This is a genomic window from Mycobacterium sp. IDUB_1, from assembly GCF_055419625.1.
The window spans coordinates 108,242-132,593 of record NZ_JBVAYA010000003.1 but is presented as its reverse complement, the minus strand read 5'-3'; the positions used below and the strand labels follow the sequence as shown (position 1 = coordinate 132,593).

Annotated in this window: 23 protein-coding genes and 1 pseudogene; 16 read left to right on the top strand and 8 right to left on the bottom strand. The window is 65.8% G+C overall.

The features are described 5' to 3' along the window. Positions 1 to 32: 32 nt before the first annotated feature. Positions 33 to 1,361 (bottom strand): annotated as a pseudogene (gene arsB, locus ACZYYX_RS18015) (ACR3 family arsenite efflux transporter); the annotation flags it as partial. Positions 1,362 to 1,371: 10 nt separating this feature from the next. Continuing rightward, complete coding sequence (locus ACZYYX_RS18010; protein WP_463816493.1) at positions 1,372 to 1,758, bottom strand: ArsI/CadI family heavy metal resistance metalloenzyme; 387 nt, start codon at positions 1,756 to 1,758, stop codon at positions 1,372 to 1,374. A gap of 105 nt (positions 1,759 to 1,863) precedes the next feature. On the opposite strand from ACZYYX_RS18010, the gene ACZYYX_RS18005 reads away from it, so the two are divergent. Next, complete coding sequence (locus ACZYYX_RS18005) at positions 1,864 to 2,223, top strand: Rv2640c family ArsR-like transcriptional regulator (protein ID WP_463815962.1); 360 nt, start codon at positions 1,864 to 1,866, stop codon at positions 2,221 to 2,223. Positions 2,224 to 2,237: 14 nt separating this feature from the next. Here ACZYYX_RS18005 and ACZYYX_RS18000 read toward each other — a convergent pair whose 3' ends face one another. Further along, entirely contained in the window at positions 2,238 to 2,972 is a 735-nt protein-coding gene (locus ACZYYX_RS18000) for a hypothetical protein (protein ID WP_463815961.1), read from the bottom strand. A gap of 72 nt (positions 2,973 to 3,044) precedes the next feature. Further along, entirely contained in the window at positions 3,045 to 6,113 is a 3,069-nt protein-coding gene (locus tag ACZYYX_RS17995) for a BTAD domain-containing putative transcriptional regulator (protein ID WP_463815960.1), read from the bottom strand. A 355-nt stretch (positions 6,114 to 6,468) separates the two neighbouring features. Here ACZYYX_RS17995 and ACZYYX_RS17990 point away from each other — a divergent pair, with 355 nt between their 5' ends. Continuing rightward, entirely contained in the window at positions 6,469 to 6,759 is a 291-nt protein-coding gene (locus tag ACZYYX_RS17990; protein WP_463815959.1) for a hypothetical protein, read from the top strand. 4 nt (positions 6,760 to 6,763) lie between these two features. On the opposite strand, the gene ACZYYX_RS17985 is transcribed toward ACZYYX_RS17990, so the two are convergent. Further along, positions 6,764 to 8,122: a neutral zinc metallopeptidase gene (locus ACZYYX_RS17985; RefSeq protein WP_463815958.1), complete on the bottom strand. Its 1,359-nt coding sequence runs from the start codon at positions 8,120 to 8,122 to the stop codon at positions 6,764 to 6,766. A 168-nt stretch (positions 8,123 to 8,290) separates the two neighbouring features. Here ACZYYX_RS17985 and lpqN point away from each other — a divergent pair, with 168 nt between their 5' ends. Together lpqN and ACZYYX_RS17975 are read left to right on the top strand one after the other, a co-directional pair. Continuing rightward, positions 8,291 to 9,013, top strand: a complete 723-nt coding sequence (gene lpqN / locus ACZYYX_RS17980) for an envelope biogenesis lipoprotein LpqN (RefSeq protein ID WP_463815957.1) — start codon at positions 8,291 to 8,293, stop codon at positions 9,011 to 9,013. Positions 9,014 to 9,142: 129 nt separating this feature from the next. After that, positions 9,143 to 9,847 carry a hypothetical protein gene (locus ACZYYX_RS17975; RefSeq protein ID WP_463815956.1) on the top strand — a complete coding sequence of 235 codons (705 nt, stop codon included), beginning with the start codon at positions 9,143 to 9,145 and terminating at the stop codon, positions 9,845 to 9,847. A gap of 58 nt (positions 9,848 to 9,905) precedes the next feature. Here the strand turns inward: ACZYYX_RS17975 and ACZYYX_RS17970 are convergent, their stop codons facing one another. Together ACZYYX_RS17970 and ACZYYX_RS17965 are read right to left on the bottom strand one after the other, a co-directional pair. After that, complete coding sequence (locus ACZYYX_RS17970; RefSeq protein WP_463815955.1) at positions 9,906 to 10,145, bottom strand: hypothetical protein; 240 nt, start codon at positions 10,143 to 10,145, stop codon at positions 9,906 to 9,908. An 87-nt stretch (positions 10,146 to 10,232) separates the two neighbouring features. After that, positions 10,233 to 10,445 (bottom strand): hypothetical protein, encoded by a 213-nt coding sequence (locus ACZYYX_RS17965; RefSeq protein ID WP_463815954.1) that lies wholly within the window; start codon positions 10,443 to 10,445, stop codon positions 10,233 to 10,235. Between the two features lie 166 nt (positions 10,446 to 10,611). On the opposite strand from ACZYYX_RS17965, the gene ACZYYX_RS17960 reads away from it, so the two are divergent. Continuing rightward, a complete protein-coding gene (locus ACZYYX_RS17960) occupies positions 10,612 to 12,645 on the top strand; it encodes a toprim domain-containing protein (protein WP_463815953.1) in 2,034 nt (677 codons plus the stop codon). A 10-nt stretch (positions 12,646 to 12,655) separates the two neighbouring features. Beyond that, entirely contained in the window at positions 12,656 to 14,794 is a 2,139-nt protein-coding gene (locus tag ACZYYX_RS17955; protein WP_463815952.1) for a DNA gyrase subunit A, read from the top strand. On the opposite strand, the gene ACZYYX_RS17950 is transcribed toward ACZYYX_RS17955, so the two are convergent. Next, on the bottom strand, positions 14,795 to 15,217 hold the full coding sequence (locus ACZYYX_RS17950; protein WP_463815951.1) for a pyridoxamine 5'-phosphate oxidase family protein: 423 nt from the start codon (positions 15,215 to 15,217) through the stop codon (positions 14,795 to 14,797). Positions 15,218 to 15,716: 499 nt separating this feature from the next. Here ACZYYX_RS17950 and ACZYYX_RS17945 point away from each other — a divergent pair, with 499 nt between their 5' ends. The 10 genes from ACZYYX_RS17945 to ACZYYX_RS17900 all read left to right on the top strand — a co-directional run bounded on the left by ACZYYX_RS17945 (position 15,717) and on the right by ACZYYX_RS17900 (position 24,285). Next, positions 15,717 to 17,450: a hypothetical protein gene (locus ACZYYX_RS17945; RefSeq protein ID WP_463815950.1), complete on the top strand. Its 1,734-nt coding sequence runs from the start codon at positions 15,717 to 15,719 to the stop codon at positions 17,448 to 17,450. Positions 17,451 to 17,668: 218 nt separating this feature from the next. After that, positions 17,669 to 18,271, top strand: coding sequence for a TetR/AcrR family transcriptional regulator (locus tag ACZYYX_RS17940; protein WP_463815949.1), 603 nt, complete (start codon positions 17,669 to 17,671; stop codon positions 18,269 to 18,271). 41 nt (positions 18,272 to 18,312) lie between these two features. After that, positions 18,313 to 19,038 carry a hypothetical protein gene (locus tag ACZYYX_RS17935; RefSeq protein ID WP_463815948.1) on the top strand — a complete coding sequence of 242 codons (726 nt, stop codon included), beginning with the start codon at positions 18,313 to 18,315 and terminating at the stop codon, positions 19,036 to 19,038. 238 nt (positions 19,039 to 19,276) lie between these two features. Next, the gene (locus ACZYYX_RS17930; protein WP_463815947.1) at positions 19,277 to 20,809 is read left to right on the top strand and encodes a nitric oxide reductase activation protein NorD; all 1,533 of its coding nucleotides are present in this window, start codon (positions 19,277 to 19,279) and stop codon (positions 20,807 to 20,809) included. Continuing rightward, positions 20,806 to 21,615, top strand: coding sequence for an AAA family ATPase (locus ACZYYX_RS17925; protein WP_463815946.1), 810 nt, complete (start codon positions 20,806 to 20,808; stop codon positions 21,613 to 21,615). Before ACZYYX_RS17930 ends, ACZYYX_RS17925 begins: the two co-directional genes overlap by 4 nt. Before the next feature lie 14 nt (positions 21,616 to 21,629). Further along, positions 21,630 to 21,761, top strand: coding sequence for a hypothetical protein (locus ACZYYX_RS17920; protein ID WP_463815945.1), 132 nt, complete (start codon positions 21,630 to 21,632; stop codon positions 21,759 to 21,761). Further along, complete coding sequence (locus ACZYYX_RS17915; protein ID WP_463815944.1) at positions 21,758 to 22,486, top strand: hypothetical protein; 729 nt, start codon at positions 21,758 to 21,760, stop codon at positions 22,484 to 22,486. The genes ACZYYX_RS17920 and ACZYYX_RS17915 overlap by 4 nt, the downstream gene beginning before the upstream one ends. A gap of 11 nt (positions 22,487 to 22,497) precedes the next feature. Beyond that, entirely contained in the window at positions 22,498 to 22,932 is a 435-nt protein-coding gene (locus tag ACZYYX_RS17910; RefSeq protein WP_463815943.1) for a hypothetical protein, read from the top strand. Positions 22,933 to 23,092: 160 nt separating this feature from the next. Beyond that, positions 23,093 to 24,151: an NAD(P)H-dependent amine dehydrogenase family protein gene (locus ACZYYX_RS17905; RefSeq protein ID WP_463815942.1), complete on the top strand. Its 1,059-nt coding sequence runs from the start codon at positions 23,093 to 23,095 to the stop codon at positions 24,149 to 24,151. Then, entirely contained in the window at positions 24,148 to 24,285 is a 138-nt protein-coding gene (locus tag ACZYYX_RS17900; protein WP_463815941.1) for a hypothetical protein, read from the top strand. The genes ACZYYX_RS17905 and ACZYYX_RS17900 overlap by 4 nt, the downstream gene beginning before the upstream one ends. Positions 24,286 to 24,352: the final 67 nt, after the last annotated feature.

Below are 24,352 nucleotides of genomic sequence, written 5' to 3'. Positions count from 1 at the left end.
AGGGCCTGCAACTTCATCCACGCGCGCTTCGCGGCCGAGCGTGACGACGACATCCGCGTCGCGAATGATGCTGCCGTCGAGCGGCTTCGGCGTCTCAGTGCTGATGTCGATGCCCACTTCGGTCAGGGATCGAGCCGATACGGCGTTGACGCACTCGCCCGGTCGCGTTCCGGCGGAGTGGACGATGGCGGAATCGCCCACGAGTTGACGCATCAGGGCCGCAGCCATCTGTGACTTGCCGGCGTTCTTCACGCACACGAACACCACCGACGGAGTCCTCGCCTCCGTCACGCCGGTGTCGTCTCGGGTCGGGCCGCGGCGAAACGCCGGCGCAGTGCCAGTGACACGAAGACGAGACCGACGAGCACGGGAACCTCGATGAGCGGCCCGACCACACCGGCGAGGGCCTGCCCCGAGGTGGCACCGAAGGTCGCGATGGCGACCGCGATCGCAAGTTCGAAGTTGTTGCCAGCCGCGGTGAATGCCAGCGTGGTCGTGCGCTCGTACCCCAGCCCCAGTGCGGCGCCGATGAGATATCCACCGCCCCACATGATCGCGAAGTAGGCCAGCAGCGGCAGTGCGATGCGAACGACGTCGAGGGGCCGGCTGGTGATCTGATCGCCCTGCAACGCGAACAGGACGACGATCGTGAACAGCAGCCCGTACAGCGCCCAGGGTCCGACTCTGGGCAGGAAGATTCGCTCGTACCAGTCACGCCCCCTCGCCCGCTCCCCCAGTCGTCGCGAGAGATAGCCGGCCAGTAGTGGGATGCCGAGAAAGATGGCGACGGATTTGGCGATCTGCCACGGCGAGGTGTCGATGCTCGCCTGCGCCAAGCCGAGCCAGCCGGGCAGGACCGAGAGATAGAACCATCCCAGTGCGGCGAACATGAGGACCTGGAAGACGGAGTTCACGGCCACCAGGACGGCGGCTGCTTCCCGGTCCCCGCAGGCGAGGTCGTTCCAGATGATCACCATCGCGATACACCGAGCCAGACCCACGATGATGAGACCGGTGCGGTATTCCGGGAGGTCGGGCAGCAGCAGCCAGGCCAGCGTGAACATCAGCGCGGGCCCGATAACCCAGTTCAGCACAAGAGAACTGACGAGCAGCCGGTGGTCGCCGGTCACGGTGTCGAGTCGGTCGTAGCGCACCTTGGCGAGCACCGGATACATCATGATCAGGAGCCCGATGGCGATCGGCAGCGAGATGCCGTCGACCGCAATGCCGTTGAGGGTCCCGTCCAGTCCGGGCACCAGGCGGCCGAGCAGGAGCCCGGAGGCCATGGCGATGCCGATCCACAGCGGCAGGAACCTGTCGAGAAACGAGAGCTTGTCGACGACGCCGGCTTCGGCCATCATGAGCGGGCCATCAGCAGCGAGCGCCGAAGGTGTCCGAGTCCGCGAGCACGGTGTAAACCTCCCAGCGTTCCCCGGCGGGACCGCTCACCCACACCTTGTCCTGGGTGGCGAAGCAACAGGTCGTGTTGATCTCTTCCTCGGTGAACAGTCCCTCGCCAGCGAGGCGGGCGATCTCGCTGTGCACGGTGTCGCTCGAATCCACTTCGATGCCAAGGTGATTGATCGTGCCGCCGTGGCCGGAGTTCTCGAGCAGCACGAGCTTCACCGGCGGATCGGCGACGGCGAAGTTGGCGTAACCCGGTTTGACCTTGGTCGGGGCTGTGTTGAAGAGCGCGGAGTAGAACGCGATGGCCTCGTCGAGGTCGTCGACGTTGAGTGCGAGCTGGATGCGGGACATCGAGGACATACCTGCCTCCCTACCTGTACGACGTATGTCGAAGTGTTGACGACGGCCACAATGCCACCTTTGTGATGAATGTCAAGATGGTGGCACTATGGGTGTGTGCCGAAGAGTTTGCCCACCATCGACATGTCCGGCCCGGTGTGTTGCGCGCCGGTGGCCTCGGGCCCGATGAGTGACGCCGATGCGCTTCAGGTGGCGCTGCGCCTGAAAGCCCTGGCAGATCCCGCTCGGGTGAAGATCATGTCGATGCTGTTCAGCTCGTCGACCGGTGAGGAGAACAGCGGCGCGCTGGCGGCTGCACTGGGGTTGACCGAGTCGACCGTCAGTCACCATCTCTCACAACTGCGGCGCGCCGGCTTCGTGGCGTCGGATCGCCGTGGGATGAACGTCTTCCATCGTGTCGCGCCCGACGCACTCGGCGCTCTGTGCGCGGTGCTGGACCCGAACTGCTGCCGCTAGCCGCTACCGCGCACTCACCCGAAAAGCCAACGCACCTCGGTGGTTTCCGATCGCCAGTCGCGGTATTCGAAGAGCAGGTTGATCAGGATGGTCAACAACGCCACGACCAGAGCAGACGAAATCCGATCGCCGTGGCCGCGGATCACATCGGGCCAACTCAGCGCGATCGGGTGAAGGTGGGCCAGCCACAGCGACGTCAGGAACGTCGTCGCCAGTAGCCCCGCAAGCACGCAGATCAGCGCGAACTCGCGAGGCCGCTCTGTACGCACGTACTTCGGGAAGCGCAGCCTGTGCGGGGTGATGATCTCACCCTTGGCCACGGCGACACCGCCGTGGCGTTGGCGGATCTCGATCTCCTTCTCCAGACCGAGATCGTCGTTGCCGGTCGCCCGTTTGAGCGCGTCGGGCAGGTGGCGGGCCAGTGTGTCGACGGCATCCTTGATCGCGGACACGTCGTCACCGTCATGAACCACTCGGATCATGACCGCGCCATGGCGCTCCAGGCTGACCAATCCCTCTACGGTCAGTCCGACCTGGATGTAGATCAGCCCGGCCTGCTGCAACTGGATACGCAAGCTTTCGGGGAATTCCTGCACCAGCGCTTCCACACGGGCCGTCATCCACGGCTCTGTCGGGTCAGCCGCGGGCAGCCAGGTGGTCGGCGCCAGCGCTGCCCGAAGCTCGTCCACGTCCAACGCCGGAGAGATCGGCAAAGTCAACACCGCACGCATCAGACACTCCCGGCTCATGCAGACACTTCAGAGACCGCATGACATTACGAAACTTCGGTCCGACACGCGACAGATCAAGATCACAGATGCTCAGGAGTGTGTCGCCTCCACCCCGGACAAGTGGCCACCGCGACTGTCCGGGGTGCTGGCTCCCCGCATCCGCTGGGCTGCCAGGCGCAGCCGACGCGCCGACAACTGCGCGTCCCACACCCGTTCCCCGGTGGCGGCCGCGATGGACTCGGCGTGGTTGACACAGGCCAGCGCTTCGGCCGGGCCGCGGTGCACCTCCGTCGCATCGGCGAGCAGCCCGTAGTACAGGGGCGAGAAGATCCGGCGGCCACCCTGCTCATGGAGGTTCAGCGCCGAATGCATGTCGTCGACGGTGTCCACCCGGTCAGGCCCCACCGCGCAGGCCCAGCCGTGGATGAGACGCGCGCCCCCGACGAACTGCTCGATACCGAGCTCGACCAGGAGGCTCACCACGGCGGCGGCGTGCTGCGCCACGCCCGCCGGCTCCCCCACCATCGCGCTGAGCTGGACGGCCGAGGTCCGCAGCACCGCGACGCCGAATGCGTCGCCGCGCTCGTTCCCCTGTGCCAGCCCCTCGGTCAGGGCGGCGTGAGCCTTGTCGAGCTCTCCACGCAACGCGTGCGCGTGCGCTGCGACGGCATAGGCGAGGATCTCGAACGAGGCGAGTGCCCCGTACGTCTGCCAATCCACCGAGGGGACCTCGACTCGCAGGTCCTGTACCGAGGCGAGCGCGAGATCCAGTGAGCCGCGCATGAACTGGGTCAGCGCGCGCATGTAGTAGCCGGCGGCGCCCGATATCGGGTCGGAGGTCACGCGGAAGAAATCGACGAGGCCGTCCGAGAGGCTCGCGGCGTCGTGGTAACGCGCCATCCCGCACGCCTCCAGACACCCCATGGCCACGGCCGTGGTCGCTTCGACGGAGTCGTGCTGCGGTCGCGACGAGTCGCGCAGATCCGCGAGCACACGCGCCGAACTCTGCCCGGTGACAACGGCTTCCACCGATGCCAGTTGCAGCCGTAGGTCCACTTCGCGATCGAAGCGACCACTGTCGGCGGGCAATCGTGCGCAGGCTTCGAGCGCCCGACGATCCAGTTCGGCGACTTCGCGATAGGAGCTGCGCGCCCATGCATCGGTGCGTGCCCGGTCGATCAGCAGCAGCGTGGTGTCCGCGTCGAGGGCCAACCCGGCGTTCCACGCGTGCTGGGCACCGTCGATCGCATCCTGGGACACCGCCGGACCGTCGTCGTCGGCATAGGTGCGGGCAAGGGCGGCGTGCAGCGCGGCGCGGTCGAGTCCCGTCGTCTCCGCAGCGACGGCATCCCGCACGAGTCCGTGCCCGAAGCTGAAGGCGTTGTGGCGCTGGACAGTCGCGACGATCAGTCCGGCGTCGGTGGCCGGCGCGAGGGTCTCGGCCGTCTCGGCGATCGACAATCCGGCCACCTCGGCGAGCCGGGACACCGGGAATTCGGCGCCCGCGACGGCCGCGAGGCGCAACAGGGTTCGGGTGGCTTCGGGCAGATTCGCCATGCGTCGCCGGATAACCCCGCTCACCGCCTCCGGTACGTCGGCGTCATTGCCGAGTGGTGCCTGCAGCTCTGCGGCCCGCCCCTGGTCGACGAGCAAACGCACCAATTCAGTGACGTAGAAGGGGTTTCCGCCGGTGCGATGGTGCATACCGGCGACGAATTCGGGGCACGGCCGTGCGCCGGCGATGTCGGCGATCAAGCCGCCGACGGCGTCGGCATCGATACCCGTGAGCCTCAGGACGTCGACATCGGTGCGGTCGGCGAACCGGTCGAATTCCCGCGCCGTTTCGACCCCGTCGGCGCCGCCGTCCTGCCACGTGGCGACCACCAGCAGCGGCATGCAACGGGCCGCCGACGTGAGATGTTCGAGCACCCGGCGGGTGAAGCGGTCCGCACGTTGCAGATCGTCGAGCACGACGACGGCGGGACGAAGCGCCACCAGGTCGCCGAGAGCGATGACCGTCGCCTCGATCGCGGCGAATTCCCGCTCTCGCTCGTCATCGGTCACACCGTCGACGGTGGCACTCCACCACTGCGGCAGCGGGGTGTGAAAGTGGTTGCCGCGCAGACGTATATGCCCGGCGATACCGCGAACCGCGTGCGCCCACGCCCATGACGGAGGGCGGTGCAGATCGGCCGCGTGCCCGGCCCACGCCGTCGCCATCCCGGACTCTCGACCAGTCTCGACCACCCGTTGCGCCAACATGGTCTTGCCCATCCCGCTGTCTCCACGGATCACGATCACGCCACCTCGTCCGCCCGCGGCGGCCGAGAGCATCGCATGCAGGCGTTGGATCTCGCCTCCGCGACCGTGCATATCGGTGGGTCTGTGCGCCACCACCTCGTCTCGTGCGGCGACGGTGGCCGGCGGACGCCAGTCCAGGATCGTGGCTTCCGTGCGGATCTCGGTGGCGAGACGTTCCAGTTCCACACCGGGGGCGACGCCGATTTCCTCGTGCAGGACCACCCGCGCGCGGTCGTACGCCCGGAGGGCATCGGTGCGGCGGCCACTACGGTGCAACGCCACCATCAAGCAGCCCCACAGTGCCTCGCGCAGCGGATTGGCGGCGACCTCCGATTCGATGCCGTCGACCAGCGAGGCGGACTCCCCCAATTGCAGAGCCGCATCGAAGTACGCTTCGAGCCCGTCGACCCGCAGCGCCTCGAGTCGGTGCACCTCCGGCATGACGAACTCCAGGTGACCGAACTCGCCGAAGGGCTCCCCACGCCACAGCGCCAGGCCCTCGGACAGATCCGCCCGGGCCGCCCCGGCCTGGCCTGCCTGCAGAAGTCGGCGGCCTCGGTGCATCAGCTGGGCGAACTCTCGCGCGTCGACGATGTCGCACTCGGTGTTCAGGACGTATCCGTGCGCGTTCCTGTGCAGCGTGTCCTCACCGACGATGCGCCGGAGGTTGGTCAGATACGAGCGCAGGGAGGCCAGCGGCTTGGGCGGTGGTTCGGCACCCCAGACCTGGTCGATCAGTGCGTCGGCGGTCACGGGGCGGCCGTCGGCGATCAGTAGGGCCGCCAGAACGGTCCGCTGCCGCAACCCGCCCAGTGGGACGGCTCGTCCGTTGTCGAGTATCGACAACGGACCGAGCATCCGGTACTCCACGGCATTGACCGCCTTCGCGTGGTTGTTTGCCGGATATTCTTACGTCTGGCGTCACATTTGGCCACGCATACGGCTCAAATCCATGCATCCCGGTCACAGCAAGCGAGCTCCAACCGAGTTCCAACAGCCCGGTTCTAGCGTGCTCGATGGACACGTCCTCGCCGAAGACCGCAGGAGAGACGCCATGGCCGTCACACAGGAAACCGGGTTGAGCAGCTCGACGGATACATCGTCACCGGCACGGTGTTCCACCGGCTTCCCGGTAGCGGCATCGCGCCCGGCGACAGCCCGCGCGAGTTCGCCAGCGGCGAGCTGACACGGCACGCGACGGACAGCGCCGACGGTGCACCCGACCGCTCCGTTCGTCATCGCCACGGCAGCGGGTTGCGCGTTCTACCGCACCCTGGCCGACGTCGCCGGGGCGTGGGCCGATGAGGCTCAGGCGTTCGATGCACAGGGCCGGCGCCTGTCGATGGCCCGCGGCCGGCTGATCGTGACGTCGGTGGAGCCGCGGGAGTTGGCCCGCATACTCCGACGACATCTGCGTCAGGTCGAGGAACACCGCGGCTGCACGGACTCGTGGCCGCTGTGGCTACTCGTCCACGCGGCGATCGACTACGCCGGCTATGCCTGAGTGCTCAGACCGTGTAGTCGAGGCAGGCCGGTGCCCCGTCGACCACGCCTGTGCGGAAGGCGCGGGTGCGGTCGAACCCGGATCCCTGACGCTCCACGTCACCGGAGCCGCGGAACAGCAGGAGGGCCTTGATGCCCTCGTCGAGGTCACCCGGCGAGATGTGATAGCTGCTGGTGGCCGAGCGGTTGTAGAGGATCACACTCGCGGTGTAGGCACCGGCGAGGCAGTCACCGCGTGCCGTCGAGGTCTTCTCGTCGGATTCGTCGCCCAGCCTCGACAACGCGGCCAGTCCGAACTGGGTGGCCAGCAGCGTCGCGACCGCGTAGTCCCCACCGCGGTTGTAGATCTCGGGCATCGCGTCCACGTTGTCCCATCCCACGTAGTCTTCGGGTACGCAGTAGAACAACACGTAGCCGGAGGTGGACTGCCCGCCGCAGTCCGGAGCATCCGAGGGCCCGAACGGCGCAATACCTTTCAGCGGTGTCCACGGCGTCCCGTCGGTCAGCTCGGGATAGACCTGCGTCCAGTAGTCCTCGAGGTCGTACGGGACCCCGTTGATGATCGAGTCGTAGGGCGCATTGCCCTCGTTGGCGGCATCCTCGGCGTCGTTGAAGGGCAACTCCAACACGCCGGGCTGGCCGTCGCGGTAGCCCTTGCATTGGGAGGCGCCGCTGTCGTATCCGTCCTGGAAAGCGCTCACCCGGTCGAAGCCGCTGCCGTGGGCAGAGTCGTCCGTGGCTTCGGTGCCGGGGGTGTCGCGCAGATCCAGGATCCCGGCAAGGGCCGTGTCCAGCGCGTTGCTGTCGACCTCGAAGACTTTCTCGTCCTGGGCGTGGCGGGCCCAGGCCCCCGCGAAGCAGTCCGCCTGCAGCTCGGAGCTCACGGTGAGGGTGTTCTGGTCGAAGAACCCCGAGCGTTGCTGTACGGCGTGCCCGAATTCGTGGGCCAACACGATGGGGATGACGAAATCGCCGTATTTCTCCTGGAGTTCGGGCAGCAATCCGGAAGCGTCCCACGCCACCGAGTCGTCGATCTTGCAGAAGAACGCGTTGCCGGCGACGTCGCTGTACCCGGAGGCACAGGCAGGCCCGGCCTGCGAGTCGGGTGTCAATGCCCAGAGCTTGCCCGAGATCGGCGGGAAGTCCTTGCCGTAGAGCTCCGGATACTCAGTGGTCCAGTACTTTTCGAGGTCACCGATCGCCTCGACGGCCAGCTTGTTGACGAGCGTGCCCGCGTCGCCCTCGATCGTCACCTCGGGGGCAGGCGGGCTGGCCTGTGACGAGCTGGACTCCGTGGTCTTCGCGGGACCGCCACAGGCAACCAGCACCGACGCCACGCTGATGAGGACAGCAGTCTTGATCATGGCCGGGACCGTAACGGGCGGTGTTGGAATTCGATTGGACCGCTGCGCGACGGTCGGCCAACCGCTGCGGACCGTTCCAACAAAGTTCCAATCGCCTGCCTCTAATTTGCTGACGGCCACTGTGGCCGCAGCAGAACGTGCATCGGCGAAATTGACGAGGAGTGGACTATGGGAGCTTCGACACTGACGGGCGTGGCGGCGACGGCCACGGCTCTTGCCATCGTCCTCAGCGGATGCGGCTCGGATTCGAAGCCGGCAGCGTCGTCGAGCAGTTCGAGCAGCGCCACCAGTGCCGCATCGAGCAGCTCACCGACGAGCAAGAAGGCGGCGCCGACGGTGCCGCCCACCACGCAGGCCGAGGCTGCCGGTCCCAATCCGACCATCGCGGACTACATCGCGCAGAACAACATCCAGGAGGCCGGGATCAAGATGGGCGATCCGAGCGCCCCCCCGGTCAACCTCCCTGTGCCCGACGGCTGGGAGGTCGTGCCGCCCGAGCAGACGCCCGATTACGCCTATGGAGCGATCGTCTACACCGGCCCCGAGTTCGTCGAAGATCAGCCCAACATCATCGCGCTGATGTCCAAACTGACCGGTGACGTCGACCCTCAGCAGATCATCTCGCTGGCACCGGGCGAGCTCAACAACCTCCCCGACTACCAGCCGGGGAACCCCGGTTCGGAGAGCACCCTCGGGGACTATCCGGCCTACGTGCTCGGCGGTAGCTACACCCGAGATGGCCAGACGCGCGTCATCGCTCAGAAGACGGTGGTGATCCCGGCGTCCGACGGACTCTACGTCCTGCAACTCAACGTCGACGGCCCACAGGCGGCCGGCGACGTGATCAGCGCGGCCACCGACAAGATCGACAGCGACACCACGATCGGCTGACGGCGCGTCGCCCCTCCAGCGGGAGGGGCACATCTTGACCACAACGCCTGCGAACAACTACCTTCCCAGTTAATCGAGATTAAAAACGTGCACGCACTCACTGCGCGCGCGTCGGGAAAGTAGGGAATCGTGAATCCTCGTGTGCTGACGCTGTGTGCACTCGGTGGGCCGGCGGCTGTCGTGGTGACCCTCGCGGGTTGGCTGATCGCCGGGATGCTGCCCCTACCGCTGGGCCCGGGTGCACCGATGTCCGAGGTGCGTGCCTTCTACCTCGAGCACCCCACCCTGACCGGTGCAGGCTTCGTCCTCGCGTCCCTGGGCATCGTCTTGTACGCACCACTGGTCGCCACGATCAGCATGCATCTTCTGCGAATCGAGGGGCGGCGCCCAGTGCTGGCGTTGACCCAGCTGGCCACCGGGACCGCCACACTTCTGCTCAACCTGTTGCCGATGTTGTTGTGGGCTATGGCCACGTTCCGCACCGACCGCTCCGATGACACGGTGCTGCTCCTGCACGACATGGGCTGGCTCATCCTGTTTCCGGCCATCATGCTGTTCTGCCTGCAGAACGCGTCCATCGGCATCGCCGTGCTGAGTGGCCAGACGGTGTTCCCGCGCTGGGTCGGCTACGTCAACTTCTTCGTCGCCGTGTCGTTCATCCCCGACATCTTCGCGTTCTTCTTCCACAGTGGTCCGTTCGCATGGAACGGGGTGTTGGTGTTCTGGTTGGCGCTGACCACCTACTGCATCTTCCTGTTCACGATGTCGTGGGCGTGCCTGCAGGCGAACAAGACAGCCACAGAGAACGCAGCCGAGGTCCCCGCTCTCGCCTGAGTGTCGAAGTCTGTTGTCCAACAGGGCAATTGGAGCCAGGTCGCGAGAGGGCTGACCGCTAGGCCGACCTGCTGGTCTGTTGCGCTCCCCCATGCTCAGCGCCGAAGGCGTCGTAGGCAGCGGCGATCGCATCCGCTTCGGCGTCCGGGTGGTCGTAGGCGATGGCGTTGACCGCGGCGATGGTGGCCGGGCCCAGCCCGCAATCGCGCGCCGCCGCCCGTCCATGGGTGAGGGCGCTGTTCAGCAGGACCTGGAAGTTGACGCGCAACTCGTCGTTGGTCGGCAAAGGGGTAGCCATTGACGCCAGCGTAGAGGGCCACATCCGACGAGGCGGCGCTGGACGGCGGAGTTTTCGCAGAGTTCATCCAGCCGCAACGACGGCTCGTCATTCGCTGCGCGCGGCGTGAATCACCTGACACAGAAGACCGAAGTGATCGGACGGGAAGACTCGCGGCAGCGTGCGGGAGATGGGCTCGGTCCCCAGGAGTTGGGCATGCGCCGGAACCCACCGGTCACCTTTGACCAGGATGCGGTCGAATCGCTCCTTCCTGCGCTTGTTCTTGCTGCGCCGTCGCAAGCGGGACAGGAAGGCGCGCATCGCGCCATGGTGTCAGACTGGTCGAGCATCGTTCGACCGCCCACACTGGGCCGTCATCTCCTGATCACCGCCACAACCCGGCGGCTGAGCTGCAGATCCACGAGGAAGTCGGATCCGCCGTCTACCATTCCACCGATCGGCGCCCTCCCCATGGAAAGGACGAGACGTGAGTTACACCGCCGCTGACATCACCGAGCTCGACGATGTCCAGCACACCCGCCTGCGGCCGGCGGTCAACCTCGGTCTGGACATCCTGAACACCGCGTTGCGTGAGCTGATCGACAACGCGGTGGAAGAGGTGGCCGATCCCAGCCACGGCGGGTCGACCGTCACGATCACCCTGCATACCGACGGGTCGGTCAGTGTCGCCGATGACGGGCGCGGACTGCCGGTCGACACCGACCCGGCCACCGGTAAGAACGGCATCGTCAAGACCCTGGGCACTGCCCGCGCCGGCGGAAAGTTCTCCGCGCATGTCGACGCCACGAGCACCGGCGCCGGCCTGAACGGAATCGGGGCTGCAGCAGCAGTTTTCATCTCCGCCCGGACCGATGTCACGGTCCGCCGCGGCGGGAAGACCTATCTGCAGAGCTTCGGCGGCGGTTACCCCGGCGTGTTCGACGGCCAGGATTTCGATCCCCACGCGCCCTTCACCCGCGTCGACACCCGGAAACTCCAGGGCGTCGGCAACCGGAAGCCCAACGCGCACGGCACAACCGTGCGCATCCTGTTCGACCCGACCGTCGTGCCCGATTCCACGATGGACATCGGCGAGGTACTGCTGCGGGCGCACGCGGCGGCGCGCATGTCCCCCGGCGTGCACCTGTCCGTCGTCGACGAGGGCTGGCCCGGTGACGAGGTGCCTCCGGCGCTGCTCGAGCCGTTCGACGGCCCCTGGGGCACCGACACCCTGCTCGACCTCATGTGCACCGCTGCCGGCTCCCCCGCCCCGGTTGTCCGGGCAGCCGTGGAAGGCCGCGGCGAGTACACCACCGGACGCGGCCCGACACCGTTTCGCTGGTCACTGACGGCGGGTCCGGCGGAGCCGGCGACCGTGGCCGCGTTCTGCAACACCGTACGCACACCCGGTGGTGGATCGCATCTGACCGCGGCGATGAAGGGTCTCTCGGAAGCCCTGGCCGACCGGGCGTCGCGCATCCGCGACCTGGGTCTCGCCAAGGGCGAAGAAGGCCCTGAGGCACAGGATTTCGCGGCGGTCACCGCCCTGGCGGTGGACACCCGTGCACCTGACGTGTCGTGGGATTCCCAAGCCAAGACGGCGGTTTCGTCGCGCTCGCTGAACGTGGCGATGGCGCCGGATGTCGCTCGCAGCGTGACGATCTGGGCGGCCAACCCCGCCAACGGTGAGGCGGTGTCGCTGTGGACCAAGCTGGCGCTCGAATTCGCCCGGGCCCGGCGGAGCGCGGAGGGCGCCAAGGCGCGCTCGCGGGCGGCGTCGAAAGCCAAAGGGTTGGGCACCAATCTGTCGCTGCCGCCGAAACTGCTCCCCAGCAGAGAGACCGGCCGCGGCTCGGGGGCCGAGCTGTTCCTCTGCGAGGGTGACTCGGCGCTGGGCACCATCAAGGCCGCGCGCGATGCGACGTTCCAGGCTGCCTTCCCACTGAAGGGCAAGCCGCCCAATGTCTACGGCTTCGCGCTGAGCAAGGCACGCGCCAAGGACGAATTCGATTCGATCGAACGGATTCTCGGCTGCGGCGTGCGTGACAGCTGCGATCCCGAGCAGTGCCGGTACGACCGGATCCTGTTCGCGTCCGACGCCGATCCCGACGGCGGCAACATCAACTCGAGCCTGATCTCGATGTTCCTGGATTTCTACCGTCCACTCGTCGAAGCCGGCATGGTCTACGTGACGTTGCCGCCGTTGTTCGTGGTGAAGAACGGTGACGAGCGGATCTACTGTCAGGACGAATCCGAGCGCGACACTGCGGTGGCGCAGCTGAAGGCCACGTCGAAGAAGCGCGTAGAAGTGCAACGCAACAAGGGTCTCGGTGAGATGGACGCCGACGACTTCTGGAACACCGTGCTGGATCCCCAGCGGCGCACGGTGATCCGCGTCCATCCCGACCATGACGAGGCGAAGCTGCACCACACGTTGTTCGGTGGGCCGCCCGAGGGACGCCGCACGTGGATGGCCGAGATCGCCGCCCGCGTCGACACCTCCGCGTTGGACCTCGACTAGGAGTACTGAAGTGTCTGCCACCCTGGACATCCCCGAACAGAATCCCGACCTGGTGCTCGATCAGAGCGCCGACGACTACTGGAACCACTACCAGCTGACCTTCGCCCTCTACAGCGTCAGCGACCGCGCCATCCCGTCGGCGTTCGACGGCCTCAAACCGGGCCAGCGGCGTCTCCTCTACCAGATGCACGATTCACGGCTGCTGCCCGGCAACAAGCCGCAGAAGTCGTCGAAGGTCTGCTCGGCGGTCACCGGCAACCTGCACCCCCACGGCGGCGCGTCGATGTACGGGGCGGCGGCACTGATGGCGGCCGAGTTCCAGCGCGTGAAAGTCATTGACGGGCAAGGCGCATTCCCCCGCATCCAGGGTGACATCCCCGCTGCCGACCGGTACACCGAGATGCGGTTGTCGGCGCCGGGAGCGGCGCTGACCGCCGAACTCGACGATCACGCCGTGCCGATGGTGCCCACCTTCGACGGTGAATGGACCGAGCCGACGATGCTGCCGGCGCAGTGGCCGGTGCTGCTGTGCAACGGTGCCGTCGGCATCGCCGAGGGATGGGCCACCAAGGTCCCGGCGCACAATCCCCGCGAGGTGATGGCCGCCTGCCGGGCACTGTTGAAGACCCCCAACATGACCGACGACAGGTTGGTCAAACTCATCCCCGGCCCCGATTGGGGGTGCGGCGCCACCGTCGTCGGTACGAACGGCCTCCGGGAGTACATCACCACCGGCAGGGGCGCGTTCACGGTCCGCGGCACGATCCACGTCGACGGGAAGAACTGCATCATCACCGAGCTGCCGCCCGGGGTCGCGAGCAACACTGTGCAGGAACGGATCCGGGCGCTGGTCGAATCCGGCGAGATGTCGGGCGTCGCCGACATGTCGGACCTCACCGACCGCCGTAACGGATTGCGCATCGTGGTCACCGCCAAGCGCGGTCACAACGCAGAAGACATCCGCACGCAGCTGCTGGCCCTGACACCGCTGGAGTCGACGTTCGCGGCGAGCCTGGTCGCGCTCGACGAGAACCGCGTGCCCCGCTGGTGGTCGGTCCGTGACCTGATCGCGGCGTTCCTGACGCTGCGGGATTCTGTGGTGCTGCACCGCAGCGAGTATCGGTTGGAGAAGGTCACGGCCCGTCGGCATCTGGTTGCCGGCCTGATGACGATCCATCTGGACATCGACGCAGCGGTCGCGGTGATCCGCGGCTCAGACACCGTCGACGAAGCGCGCCAGGGGTTGCAGGAGCGGTTCGGCATCGACGCCGTGCAGGCCGATTACGTTCTGGCACTGCAGCTTCGACGCCTGACCAAGCTCGACGTCATCGAGCTGCGGGCCGAAGCGGAGAAGCTGGACGCCGAATTCGCGGCGCTGACCGAACTGGTGACCGACCCGGATGCCCGCCGGAAGGTGATCGACCAGGAACTCGTCGAGACCGCAAAGCTGTTCAAGGGGCCGGAATTCGATCGCCGCACTGTGCTCGATGCGGAGGCCACGCCCGTCACGGCGGGCAGCGACGAGGACGGCCCGCGCGAGCGCAAGGTCAACACCGCGTGGCGCCTCGACGACCGCGGGGTGTTCTCCGACAGCCACGGCGAGCTTCTCACGTCCGGTCTGGGCTGGGCGGTGTGGACCGACGGGCGGGTGAAGTTCACCAACGGGAACGGTCTGCCCTACAAGATCCGCGACATCCCGGTGGCACCGGACATCACCGGGCTCGTGCGCTCGGGAGTGCTACCGGAGGGGTACCACCTGGCCCTGGTGACGCGGCGCGGCAAGATCCTGCGGATCGACCCGGCCGCGGTCAACCCGCAGGGAGCGGCAGGCAATGGAGTGGCCGGCGTGAAACTGTCCGGTGACGGCGACGAGGTGGTCGCCGCGCTACCGGTGTCTTGCGGTAACGGCGAGGCGATCCTGTCGTTGGCCGAAAAAAGTTGGAAGGTCACCGAAGTCGCCGACATCCCGGTCAAGGGTCGCGGTGGCGCCGGCGTCGGCTTCCATCCGTTCATCAAGGGTGAGGACGCGCTGTTGGCCGCGTCGATCTCGCCGACCGGCTATGTGCGGGGCACGCGGACGGTGCGCGCGGAAAACCGCGTCAAGGCGTCGATCAAGGGCTCGGGAAGCGACGTCGTACCGGCAGGCTGATCAGTCGCCGTACTGCCACGACCGGGTCCGCACGGGCGTCACGTAGATGTAGGCGGCGCCCGGCCTGGGCTCGGTGGGCAACTCGGCCTCGGGCACGCCGCGTCTGCGGGCGCCGTGGCGCGCGAGCTCGACGGCTTCCTCGCTGTCGCGGACGATGCGGGCGTGGCCTTGGATCATGACGCCGCGGATGTCGGACATGGTGGAACCGTCTTCGAGCATGATGCTCACCTTCGGATCGCGTTCCACGTTCGCCACCTTGTGCGTGCCGTCGCGAACACCCATGACGACGTCGTCGCCTATGCGGAAGTAGCCCAGCGGCACCGTGTGGGGGAAGCCGTCCTCGTCGATCGTGGTCAGGGCCGCCCAGCCCGGCCGGCTGTCGAGGAAGGCCTTGATCTCGTCGTCAGTGAGTGTGCGTGGCATGACCTCGAGATTACTTGTCGCTTTTCCTTCACAGGTTGTTCCCAGCGTGGTTTGCTGGGTGGGCCGCAGGAGGTGCGCGATGGTGCGTGGAGATCATATCGGCCGTGTGGGTGCATTAGCCGTTGCATTGGGAATCGGTTGGGCGGTCGTCGGATTGGCTGGGGAGGCGCAGGCCGAGCCGGACGGGGCGACCGCATCGGCCGGCACGTCACAGCGTGCCGACGCAGATGCCGGCGGCAAGAGGTTCGACAGACCCTTACGCACCCGCGTGCACAAGGGCAGCACCTCAGATGCCCCGTCGACGAAGAGACACGTCGGCACCACACGCAGCACCGCGGCCAACCGCGATGACGCCGACGAACCAGCAGTAGCCACTGACGACTCCGTCGCTGCGTCGCCCAGGTCAGCGACTGCGCTCAGGACGCTGTTCTCACCCAAGCCAGCCCCGGAGCGCCCAGAAAGTCCGAGAGCCCCGGCGGCCTCGCCGCTGCTGTGGACGATGCTGGGTTCCGCGCGGCGAGACGTTGGCGATGTCCAGGCTGCTGTCTCGTCCTCCGAGCTTCCCGGGGAGGCGTTCGACGCTCCCGTCGTCACCGCGAACGGCACCGTCTACCAGGCCACCACCACGGTGATCAGCAGACGCGAAGCCACCACCCACATCTCCGTCCTCGACGACGACGCCCAGGTCACCGCAAGCGCGGACATCGACGGGTACGCCTACTTCCCTGCCGCGCGCCCTGACGGGACGCTGGTCGTCATCACCTCCAACCAGCGCGGCAGCCGCTCCACCGTCTCCGCGGTCGACAGCTCCGGTGCCGTCACCACGATCGCGATGATCAAGGGCGCGCCGGACAGGAAGATCCGCATCGGGGCAGACGGCGCTCTCTACGTCAGCACCGATGTGCCCACCTTCGGACTCCCGGGAGCGACCCGTCCCTACCGGTTGGTGCGGATCTCCTCGAGCGACACCGTGCAGGTGCTGCCGCACGACACCGCAGTCGAACTCAGGCCCGACGGGAGCGCTTACCTGGTCTCCACGCAGGGCGGGTTCTCGTCACTGCGGGTCATCCCGGCGGCCGGGGCGCCGAAGTCCATCACGCTCCCCTACGGTTCGGACCCGAGCGACCCGATCGTCGGCGACGACGGCACGGTCTACGTCACCGCCGGGGTGAAGGGGCTGTTCGGCAGCAAGAGCACCCGCGTCTACACCGTCACCGGAACGTCGAGCACGGTGCGGTCCGTCGACGGGCTTCCCGGGCGGACCGTGGTCACGCCCGGCGGCGTCTACCTCGAGACGTACACCTACCCTGGCTCGAGCGACGACGGCACCGGGACGACGCTCATCTCGAAGATCACCGCGACCACCGTGGACACCTCGGACGTGATCGACGGCCGCATCGCCAGTTTCCTCATGCAGGTCGCCGCGGATGGCACAGTCTTTGCGTCCCTGGCGCTTCCGGTGTCATCGACGACCACCCCGGTGGCGATCGTCGCTCCCGACGGCACCGTCAGCATCGTCACGCTGCCCGGGTCGCCGGCGCAGCCGAGCTCGCCGGGCCGCGAGAGCACGGTGTCGCCCGCGACGGCGACTGTGGGTTACGTGAACTACATCGCGGGTGGAACCGAGCACGTGGCGGTGCTGAACACCGACGGCACGCTCGCTCGGACAGTCGACCTGCCGGCAGGTGCGTCCGGGAGCTCTGTGGTGTTCGGCCCCGACGGCTCCCCGTACCAGCTGTTGCGATACACCGGGCCTGATGGGTTCATCGTTGCCAACCAGGTACTCGCGCTGACGACCGACACGTTGACGACACAAGTGCCCGGTTCTGTGGGGTACGTCGAGTTCGGTCCGGACGGAACCGGCTATTTCCGTGTCCAGGCGAGTAACGGCGCACAGAGCATTCTGGGCTTCGATTCGGCAGGAAACACCGTCATCCCGCTCAGCGAGTTCAACAGTCTGACGGTCGTCTACACGGAAGACCTTGAGCAGCAGGTGTTCACGTTCGCCCCCGACGGCACCGCGTATGTCATCAACAACGACGTCGGCCCTACCGCAAGCGTGTACGCGCTGACGCCGTCGGGCGCGCAGAAGGTGTTGGAAGCAGCGGGCAGATCCAATACTTCGCAGAGCTTCCTCTCGGAGTTCACGCCGGACGGGATCGCATACGTCAAGCTCGGGACCGCCACCCAAGACACGCTGGTCTACAGCTTCTCGGCGCTGACCGTCGTCTGACGGGGCGTCGGCGTCCGAATCGCACTGTAGGCCTTGTCGACTCGACCAGCACTCCGCGGCGCCGGCAACGACGAGTTCGAGTGCGCCCCGGAACCGTCGTCGGCCTGCGCACGGTCCTACCCCACGCCGATGCGTGTCAGGTCAGATCGCAGATGCCCCACGCGGCCGCTCTAAGGGGATAGCCCACCGTCGGTTCGTGTCGACGCTAGATTTGCTTCATGGCTTCGACTTCCGGTCCGACTGCGCGCGAGACACGTCGGATACAGACCCGTGAGCGCCTCATGGGCGCGGCGATCGCCGAATTCAAGCATTCGGGGGTGGCGGCGGCCGACGTCGCCAGCATCGTCGCCGCGGCCGGGGTAGCTCACGGCACCTTCTTTTTTCACTTCCCCACCAAAGAGCACGTGCTTCTCGAGCTCGAAGGACGAGAGGAGGCCCGCATCGCCAAAGAACTGACTCGCTTCGCCGAGTCAGCCCCGAACCTCGAATCTGTGTTGAGAAAAGCCGTCGATCTCATCACCAGCCTTGAGCGGCGTCTGGGTCCGATACTGTTCAATGATTTTCTCGCGCTGCATTTCTCGCAACGCAGACCCGCGACCGATGAGCTCGAGTCTCACCCTCTCATCGAAGAGGTCACTCGGGCGATCGAGGAGGCCCGCCTCGCTGGTTCCATCGATCGCTCCGTCGATGCCGCCAATTGCGCGATCTTCTTCCTGCTCGGCTTGTACGCACTGCTGATCACAACAGACCAGTGGCCTTCGCAGGAAGCGATGATCGATGACTTTCTCCATCGAACACTTCGCAGCCTCGCACCCACCTGAACCGGTTGACCGATTGCAATCGGTGACTATAGTCAGTCACCATGAACCTGCCGAGCCGTGCTCGCGGCGGTGCTCGGACTCTTGCGCCTGCATCGTCGGGCCGCGGGTTGGCTGAACACGACGCGACGTCGCGAGCAGCGCAAAAGCAAGCGGACAAGTGGCTGATCTCCGGCAGCCTATTGATCGGGACCGCCGCACTCGGCATCTTCGGATTGCCGTTGTTCCTGCGAGGCCTATGGCTTCAACGCAAGGCGCAACGTGACGGACTCTCGGTTCGTCCGATACTCATCAAGTTGATCGGCTACCTCGTCATCATCGACGCCGCGATCAACACCGTCGGATGGGCACTCGACCTCGTCGCCAACCACACGATTCTCGCCCGAATCCTGCTGAACGGCTGGGGCGCAATGTTCGACGCCGGCTACTTCTGGCACTACAACGAGCTGCTAATCGGCGGCGCCGCCGGCCCCGGCGAGAAAGCCATGGAAGTCGGCATGATCCTGACCGTCTTCACCATGCGAATCGCGGCGGCCATCGGGTTCCTGCAGATGAAGCGCTGGGGGCACCAATGGATGATCATCACCTGCTGGATGGGGATCCTGATCTGGTGCCTCTACGTGTTCAACATGACGATGTATGCCGACGTCCGCTTCGCCGGTGTCGTCCTCCCTGTTGTCGGCTGGTGGCTCTACGACATCTTCTACATCACCCCCTTCCTTGCCATCCCCTATCTCCATTCGGTCAACCGTGAGATCTTCACAGATTGATGACTGAAATCAGCGAACAACGGGCAACTGGGGTCTCTCGCGAGCACAGGCTGGCCCCACAGCCGGGAGCTTCGAGATCGGCATCTCGGTCCGACCAACAGAGGAGGTTGATATGGCGGGCTGGATCTGGGAAATCCTGCGGTACGTCGGCGCATGGGGCGGAACTGGACTCATCATCTGGTTCTGGTACTGGATGTTCTCCAACATCGGCACGTTCTGAGACGATTGTCGAAAAACGGTGTCAGATCTGATCGATGCGCAAGCCTCCACCATCGAGCGGAGCTGCGGTGTCACCGCTGTCGCGTTGAGCGACCAACGGCGAGCCGGTGTCCAGCTCGTCAGCGGCTCACATCGCGGGTTCTCGCTGAACACGGGGCTCGACGTCGTCTACGTGCCCTTCCCGCTGCCCGTGGCACATTGGTCACGCCACAGCTTGACCTGCGGGATAGCGCTGCAGTGCTCGCCGTCGAAGGAGCGAGTCACCAACTACCGCCTGAACGAACTCACAGCAAGGGAACTGGCCGCCCTCACCGTGGTGGAATCTCAGGTCGCCGTCGCGTGGGTGGCAGCTCACTGGCCGGGTCTGATGCCTGAAATCCACCGACTGATCGGCGATGTCGGCGACGCCGACCCCGACACCGACGCATCCCAGATGTTCGAGCAAGCCATCACCCTGGCCCGCAGTTCGGGGGCGCTGGTCATCGACCCTCTCTGCGGTCAACTGCCACTGGCGCACACCGCGCCACGCGGACTCTCAGACAAGCTGCGGCGATCGTTCGGCCGTTTACCGTGGGCGTCGCGCCAAAAGCGGACTCCGCAGCCACATTCCGTTCCGGTAGGTGGAGACGGCGGCGTGCGCAATCCGAATCTGCCGCCGCCGAGCCGGCCCGACGAGGACGATTTCGACGTCACTCCCGAGCACCGGCCAGGCATTCCCTATCCCGAGTGGAACGCATGGACGCATTCATTTCTGGTCGACCATGTCGCGGTCCTGGAGCGCTCGCGGGCGTTCGACGCGCAGCCACCCGGCCCGATCGCAGTCGACGTGCGCAAGTGGTTCCAGGAGAACACCCATCGCGGTATCCGCCGCGGTCTCGAAGACGGATCTGACATCGAGATCGACCAATATGTCCGGCATTACGTCGACGCCCTGACAGGTCATGCCGCTGAACCGAGATTCTTCCGCGAGCTGTCACCCACAGACAGAGACGTGGTGACCGCGCTGTTGTTGGACGGCAGCTCCTCGTTGGGAATCAACGGAGGCAAGCTCTTCCGATTGGAGCTCGAATGCGCTGACGCCCTGTCGCGCGCGATGACCGACGCGCGGCAACGGCACGGGATGTTCACGTTCACGGGGAACACCCGCCACCGAGTGCGCGTCGACTGCCTGAAGGATTTCAGCGACCGACGCTTCATCCCCCCGAGCCGGCTCGGGCTCGACGTCGGTGGCTACACGCGCCTCGGCGCGCCGCTCCGGCACATGACGAGCCGCCTTCTCGACCAGCCCGCCGAGCGTCGACTCCTCATCATCATCGGTGACGGTTTGATCTGTGATGAAGGGTACGAAGGTCGCTATGCCTGGGCTGACGCGGCGCACGCGGTCGAGGAGGCAGATGACGCGGGCGTGTCCCTGTACTACATCGGCGTCGGCTCGGTGCGCGTCGACCCGCTGCCTGAAGTGTTCGGGCAGCGGCGATCCCAGCGGATAGCACGTATGGAAGATCTTCCCCGAACGCTCGCTTTCGTCCATCGGGAACTGGTGGCCGCATGACCGTGCCCGAGCAGGATTACCAACCGAACGGCGCGGAAGTCGCCCTCTTCGAGCAGGCTTTCAGGCGGCACCTCCCCGTCATGCTCACCGGCCCGACCGGGTGCGGTAAGACCCGCTTGATCGAGTACATGGGCGCGCGGCTGCGGCGCCCCATCGTCACCATCAGCTGTCACGACGACCTGACCAGCTCCGACCTGGTGGGGCGATTCGTCGTCGCTGGTGGCGACGTGACATGGACTGACGGCCCCCTCACACGAGCAGTCAAATCGGGCGCGATCTGCTACCTCGACGAGGTCGTCGAGGCTCGACACGATTCGTTGGCAGTGCTGCACTCCCTCACCGACCACCGACGCACCCTGCATCTCGACAGGGCCGGCGAGGTGGTCACTGCCGCTGACGATTTCATGCTGGTGTGCTCGTACAACCCGGCGTACCGCAGTTCACTCAAAGAGCTCAAGCCGTCATTCCGGCAGCGCTTCGTCACAGTGCCTATGGACTACCTTCCACCCGAGCGCGAAGCGGACGTGGTTGCCGCCGAGACCGGTGTGCCCTTCTCTACCGCACAGCGGCTTGTCAACTGCGCCATCAGTATTCGGACAGCCGAGAAAACCTTCAATTTAGAGCCGCCATCCACCCGCGTGCTTGTGACGGCCGCCCACCTGATCGCCGCAGGCACTGATGAGATCGACGCGGTGGAGGCCTGCGTGCTGGCCCCGCTGTCCAATGACGGCGCCATCAACGAGGGGCTCCGGGAGGTCGCCTTCGCCAGCCTCGCCAGCACCTCCGCAAGCCGCCGGATCACTTAGGAAGGAAACCCCGCATGGTCGACCAACACGAGCGGAAGCGCAAGAAGGCGCTCATCGTCCTCCAGATCGTCGTCTACGGCTATCTGCTGACGATGTTCGGAATCCAGCTGTACATGTCGTTCGCCAGGGGTTGGTGGGAACTGTGAACGGGCCCCTGGTGCGTCGACGCAGTACTTGGCAGCGGGCCGAGAACCCGCTGCCCGCAACCGGTCTGTCGAAGCATCATGGGAATTCGAAGGCGGCGCAGAAGCGGGCCGACAAGTGGATGATCGTCGGGGCTGGGCTGATGGGTATGTGGGCGCCGGGCATCATCGGTCTACCGATCTTCCTACGCGGTGTGTATCTCCAGCGCCAGGCCCTGCGATCTGGACTGTCGGTACGCCCCATGATCGTCACGCTCATCGGTTATCTCGTCCTCATCGACGGCATGCTCAACAGCCTCGGCTGGGCGCTCGACCTCGTTGCCAGCCACACCCTGATCAATCGCGTCCTGATGGTCGGCTGGGGGGCGATGTTCGACGCCGGATACTTCTGGCACTACAACGAAGGGTGGGTCGGAGGCGCCGCAGCACCCGGCGAAAAATCCATGGTGTTCGGGATGATCCTGACCGTCTTCGCCATGCGGTGCGCAGCTGCCATCGGCTTCCTGCAGATGAAGCGCTGGGGCCACCAATGGATGATCATCACTTGTTGGATGGGGATCCTGATCTGGTGCCTCTATGTGTTCAACATGACGATGTATGCCGACGTCCGGTTTGCCGGCGTCGTCTTTCCTGTCATCGGCTGGTGGCTCTACGACATCTTCTACATCACGCCATTCCTGGCGATCCCCTACCTACACACCGTCAATCGCGAAATCTTCACGGACTGAAGGAGTTCCCCGTGATCACCTCACCGGACACAACTGAAGACAAGATCGACGATCTGCCCCCCGGCACCACGCCCTACTACGCCCGCATGCACAAATGGATCAAACGAGCGGTGCTCGTCTGTCTCGTCGCCCTTGTCATCGAAGGTGCTTTCACCTTGCCGTTCATGGCGGTCTACTACGGTTACCCGACACTGAGTTTGACGCAGATCTGCAGCGAGTTACTCAAAGTCCGGTACTCGGACGACACGCTGGAGTGCCAAGTGCCCTACCCTGCTTTCGGGCCGCCCGAGGGCGCTGAGGGCAAGGACACCGCCAGGGACAAGTGGGGTATCCAACCGGTTCCTGAGTACAAGCGCATCGGATTCCGTGAGCTGGTGCGAAACTACCAAGAGCGCGAGGCGCGCAAGGCGGCCGAGGCAGGCCAAGAACCAGCCGGGACACCGTGATCCGCTCACGACCGCATACCGTCGCGCTGCGATCGCGTGTCAACGCGCGCCTGCACGCGCGGTGGATCCACGATCTTCGCAAGCAGCATCAATCCGGATTTCATCCGTTGCTGCTCCCCCGCGGGATCAGTCGCCACGCCGCTGCCGACAGGAAACAGTGATGCCCGCACCACCGCACAGAATCATCCAATGGATGACCGGAGACGTCGGTCAGGTGGGGGTTCGACACTTCGCGTCGAACCCGTCGTTCGAACTCGTCGGTGTTCTGGTCCACAGCCCCGAGAAGGTCGGCAGAGACGCAGGGGATCTCGTCGGGATCCCGCCTACCGGCATCATCGCCAGCGACGATATCGACGCCGTGATCGGCCTCGACGCCGACTGCGTGTTCTACACACCCATCATCATGGATGTCGACACCGTCTGCAGAATCCTGCGGTCTGGCAAGAACGTCGTGACGACCGCGGGATTCTTCGCCCCCTCACCAGATTTCGCCGCATTGGGAGATCAGATTCGAGCCGCGTGTGTTGAAGGCCAAAGCTCGTTCTACGGCGGCGGGATACACCCCGGTTACGCCGGTGACCTACTGCCTCTGACACTCGCACGCGTAACCAACCGGATCGACAAGATCAGCGTCTACGAGGTCGTCAACATCTTGACCAATGCACCGGTCGATCACATCGACTGGATGGGCTTCGGTAAGGACCGCGAACTGTTCCTGAACGAGCCCACGATCCTCGGTCTCGGACTTCCCTTCTTCGCCCATTCGATGTACATGATCGCCGAGGGTTTGGGCGTCGTTCTCGAACGAGTCACCGCCGCCGACATCGACGTGGCCGTCGCGACCCACGACATCACCCATGACGACGGCGTCATCGCCTCGGGCACCGTCGCTGCGCAACACCACGAATGGACCGGTTGGGCGGACGGACGGCCGTTGATCGTCTTCCACGCCATCTACGTCGCAGCTTCCGCCGATCAGCTCAGTCCACCCTGGGACTGGGGAGGCACACGCTATCGCATCGTCATCGACGGTGACCCGCCCACCGAGCTGACCCTGCAGGGCGTTCGCGACGCCGACGGATCCCACAAGCATCCCGGCTACACATGGACGGCCATGGGTGCCGTCAACACGATCCCCGCCGTCTGCGCCGCAGCGCCCGGCTGGTACACCAACCTCGACCTCGGCCTCATCCAACCCCGCGGATTGGTACGGCGGTGACACGTCCAACGGCACCGCGCCCCAACGGCAACGGCGTCGACACCGTCGTCATCGACATCCCTGACACCGACGCGGACGAAAGGGTCACCGACCACGAGCGCACTGACGCGCTTTCGCCAGAGCTTCGCCGGTGAAGGTTCCTAACTGCACGAGATCGACCAGTCGGTACTCGGCCTGCCCCTGACTCTGCTCTTGACCAAT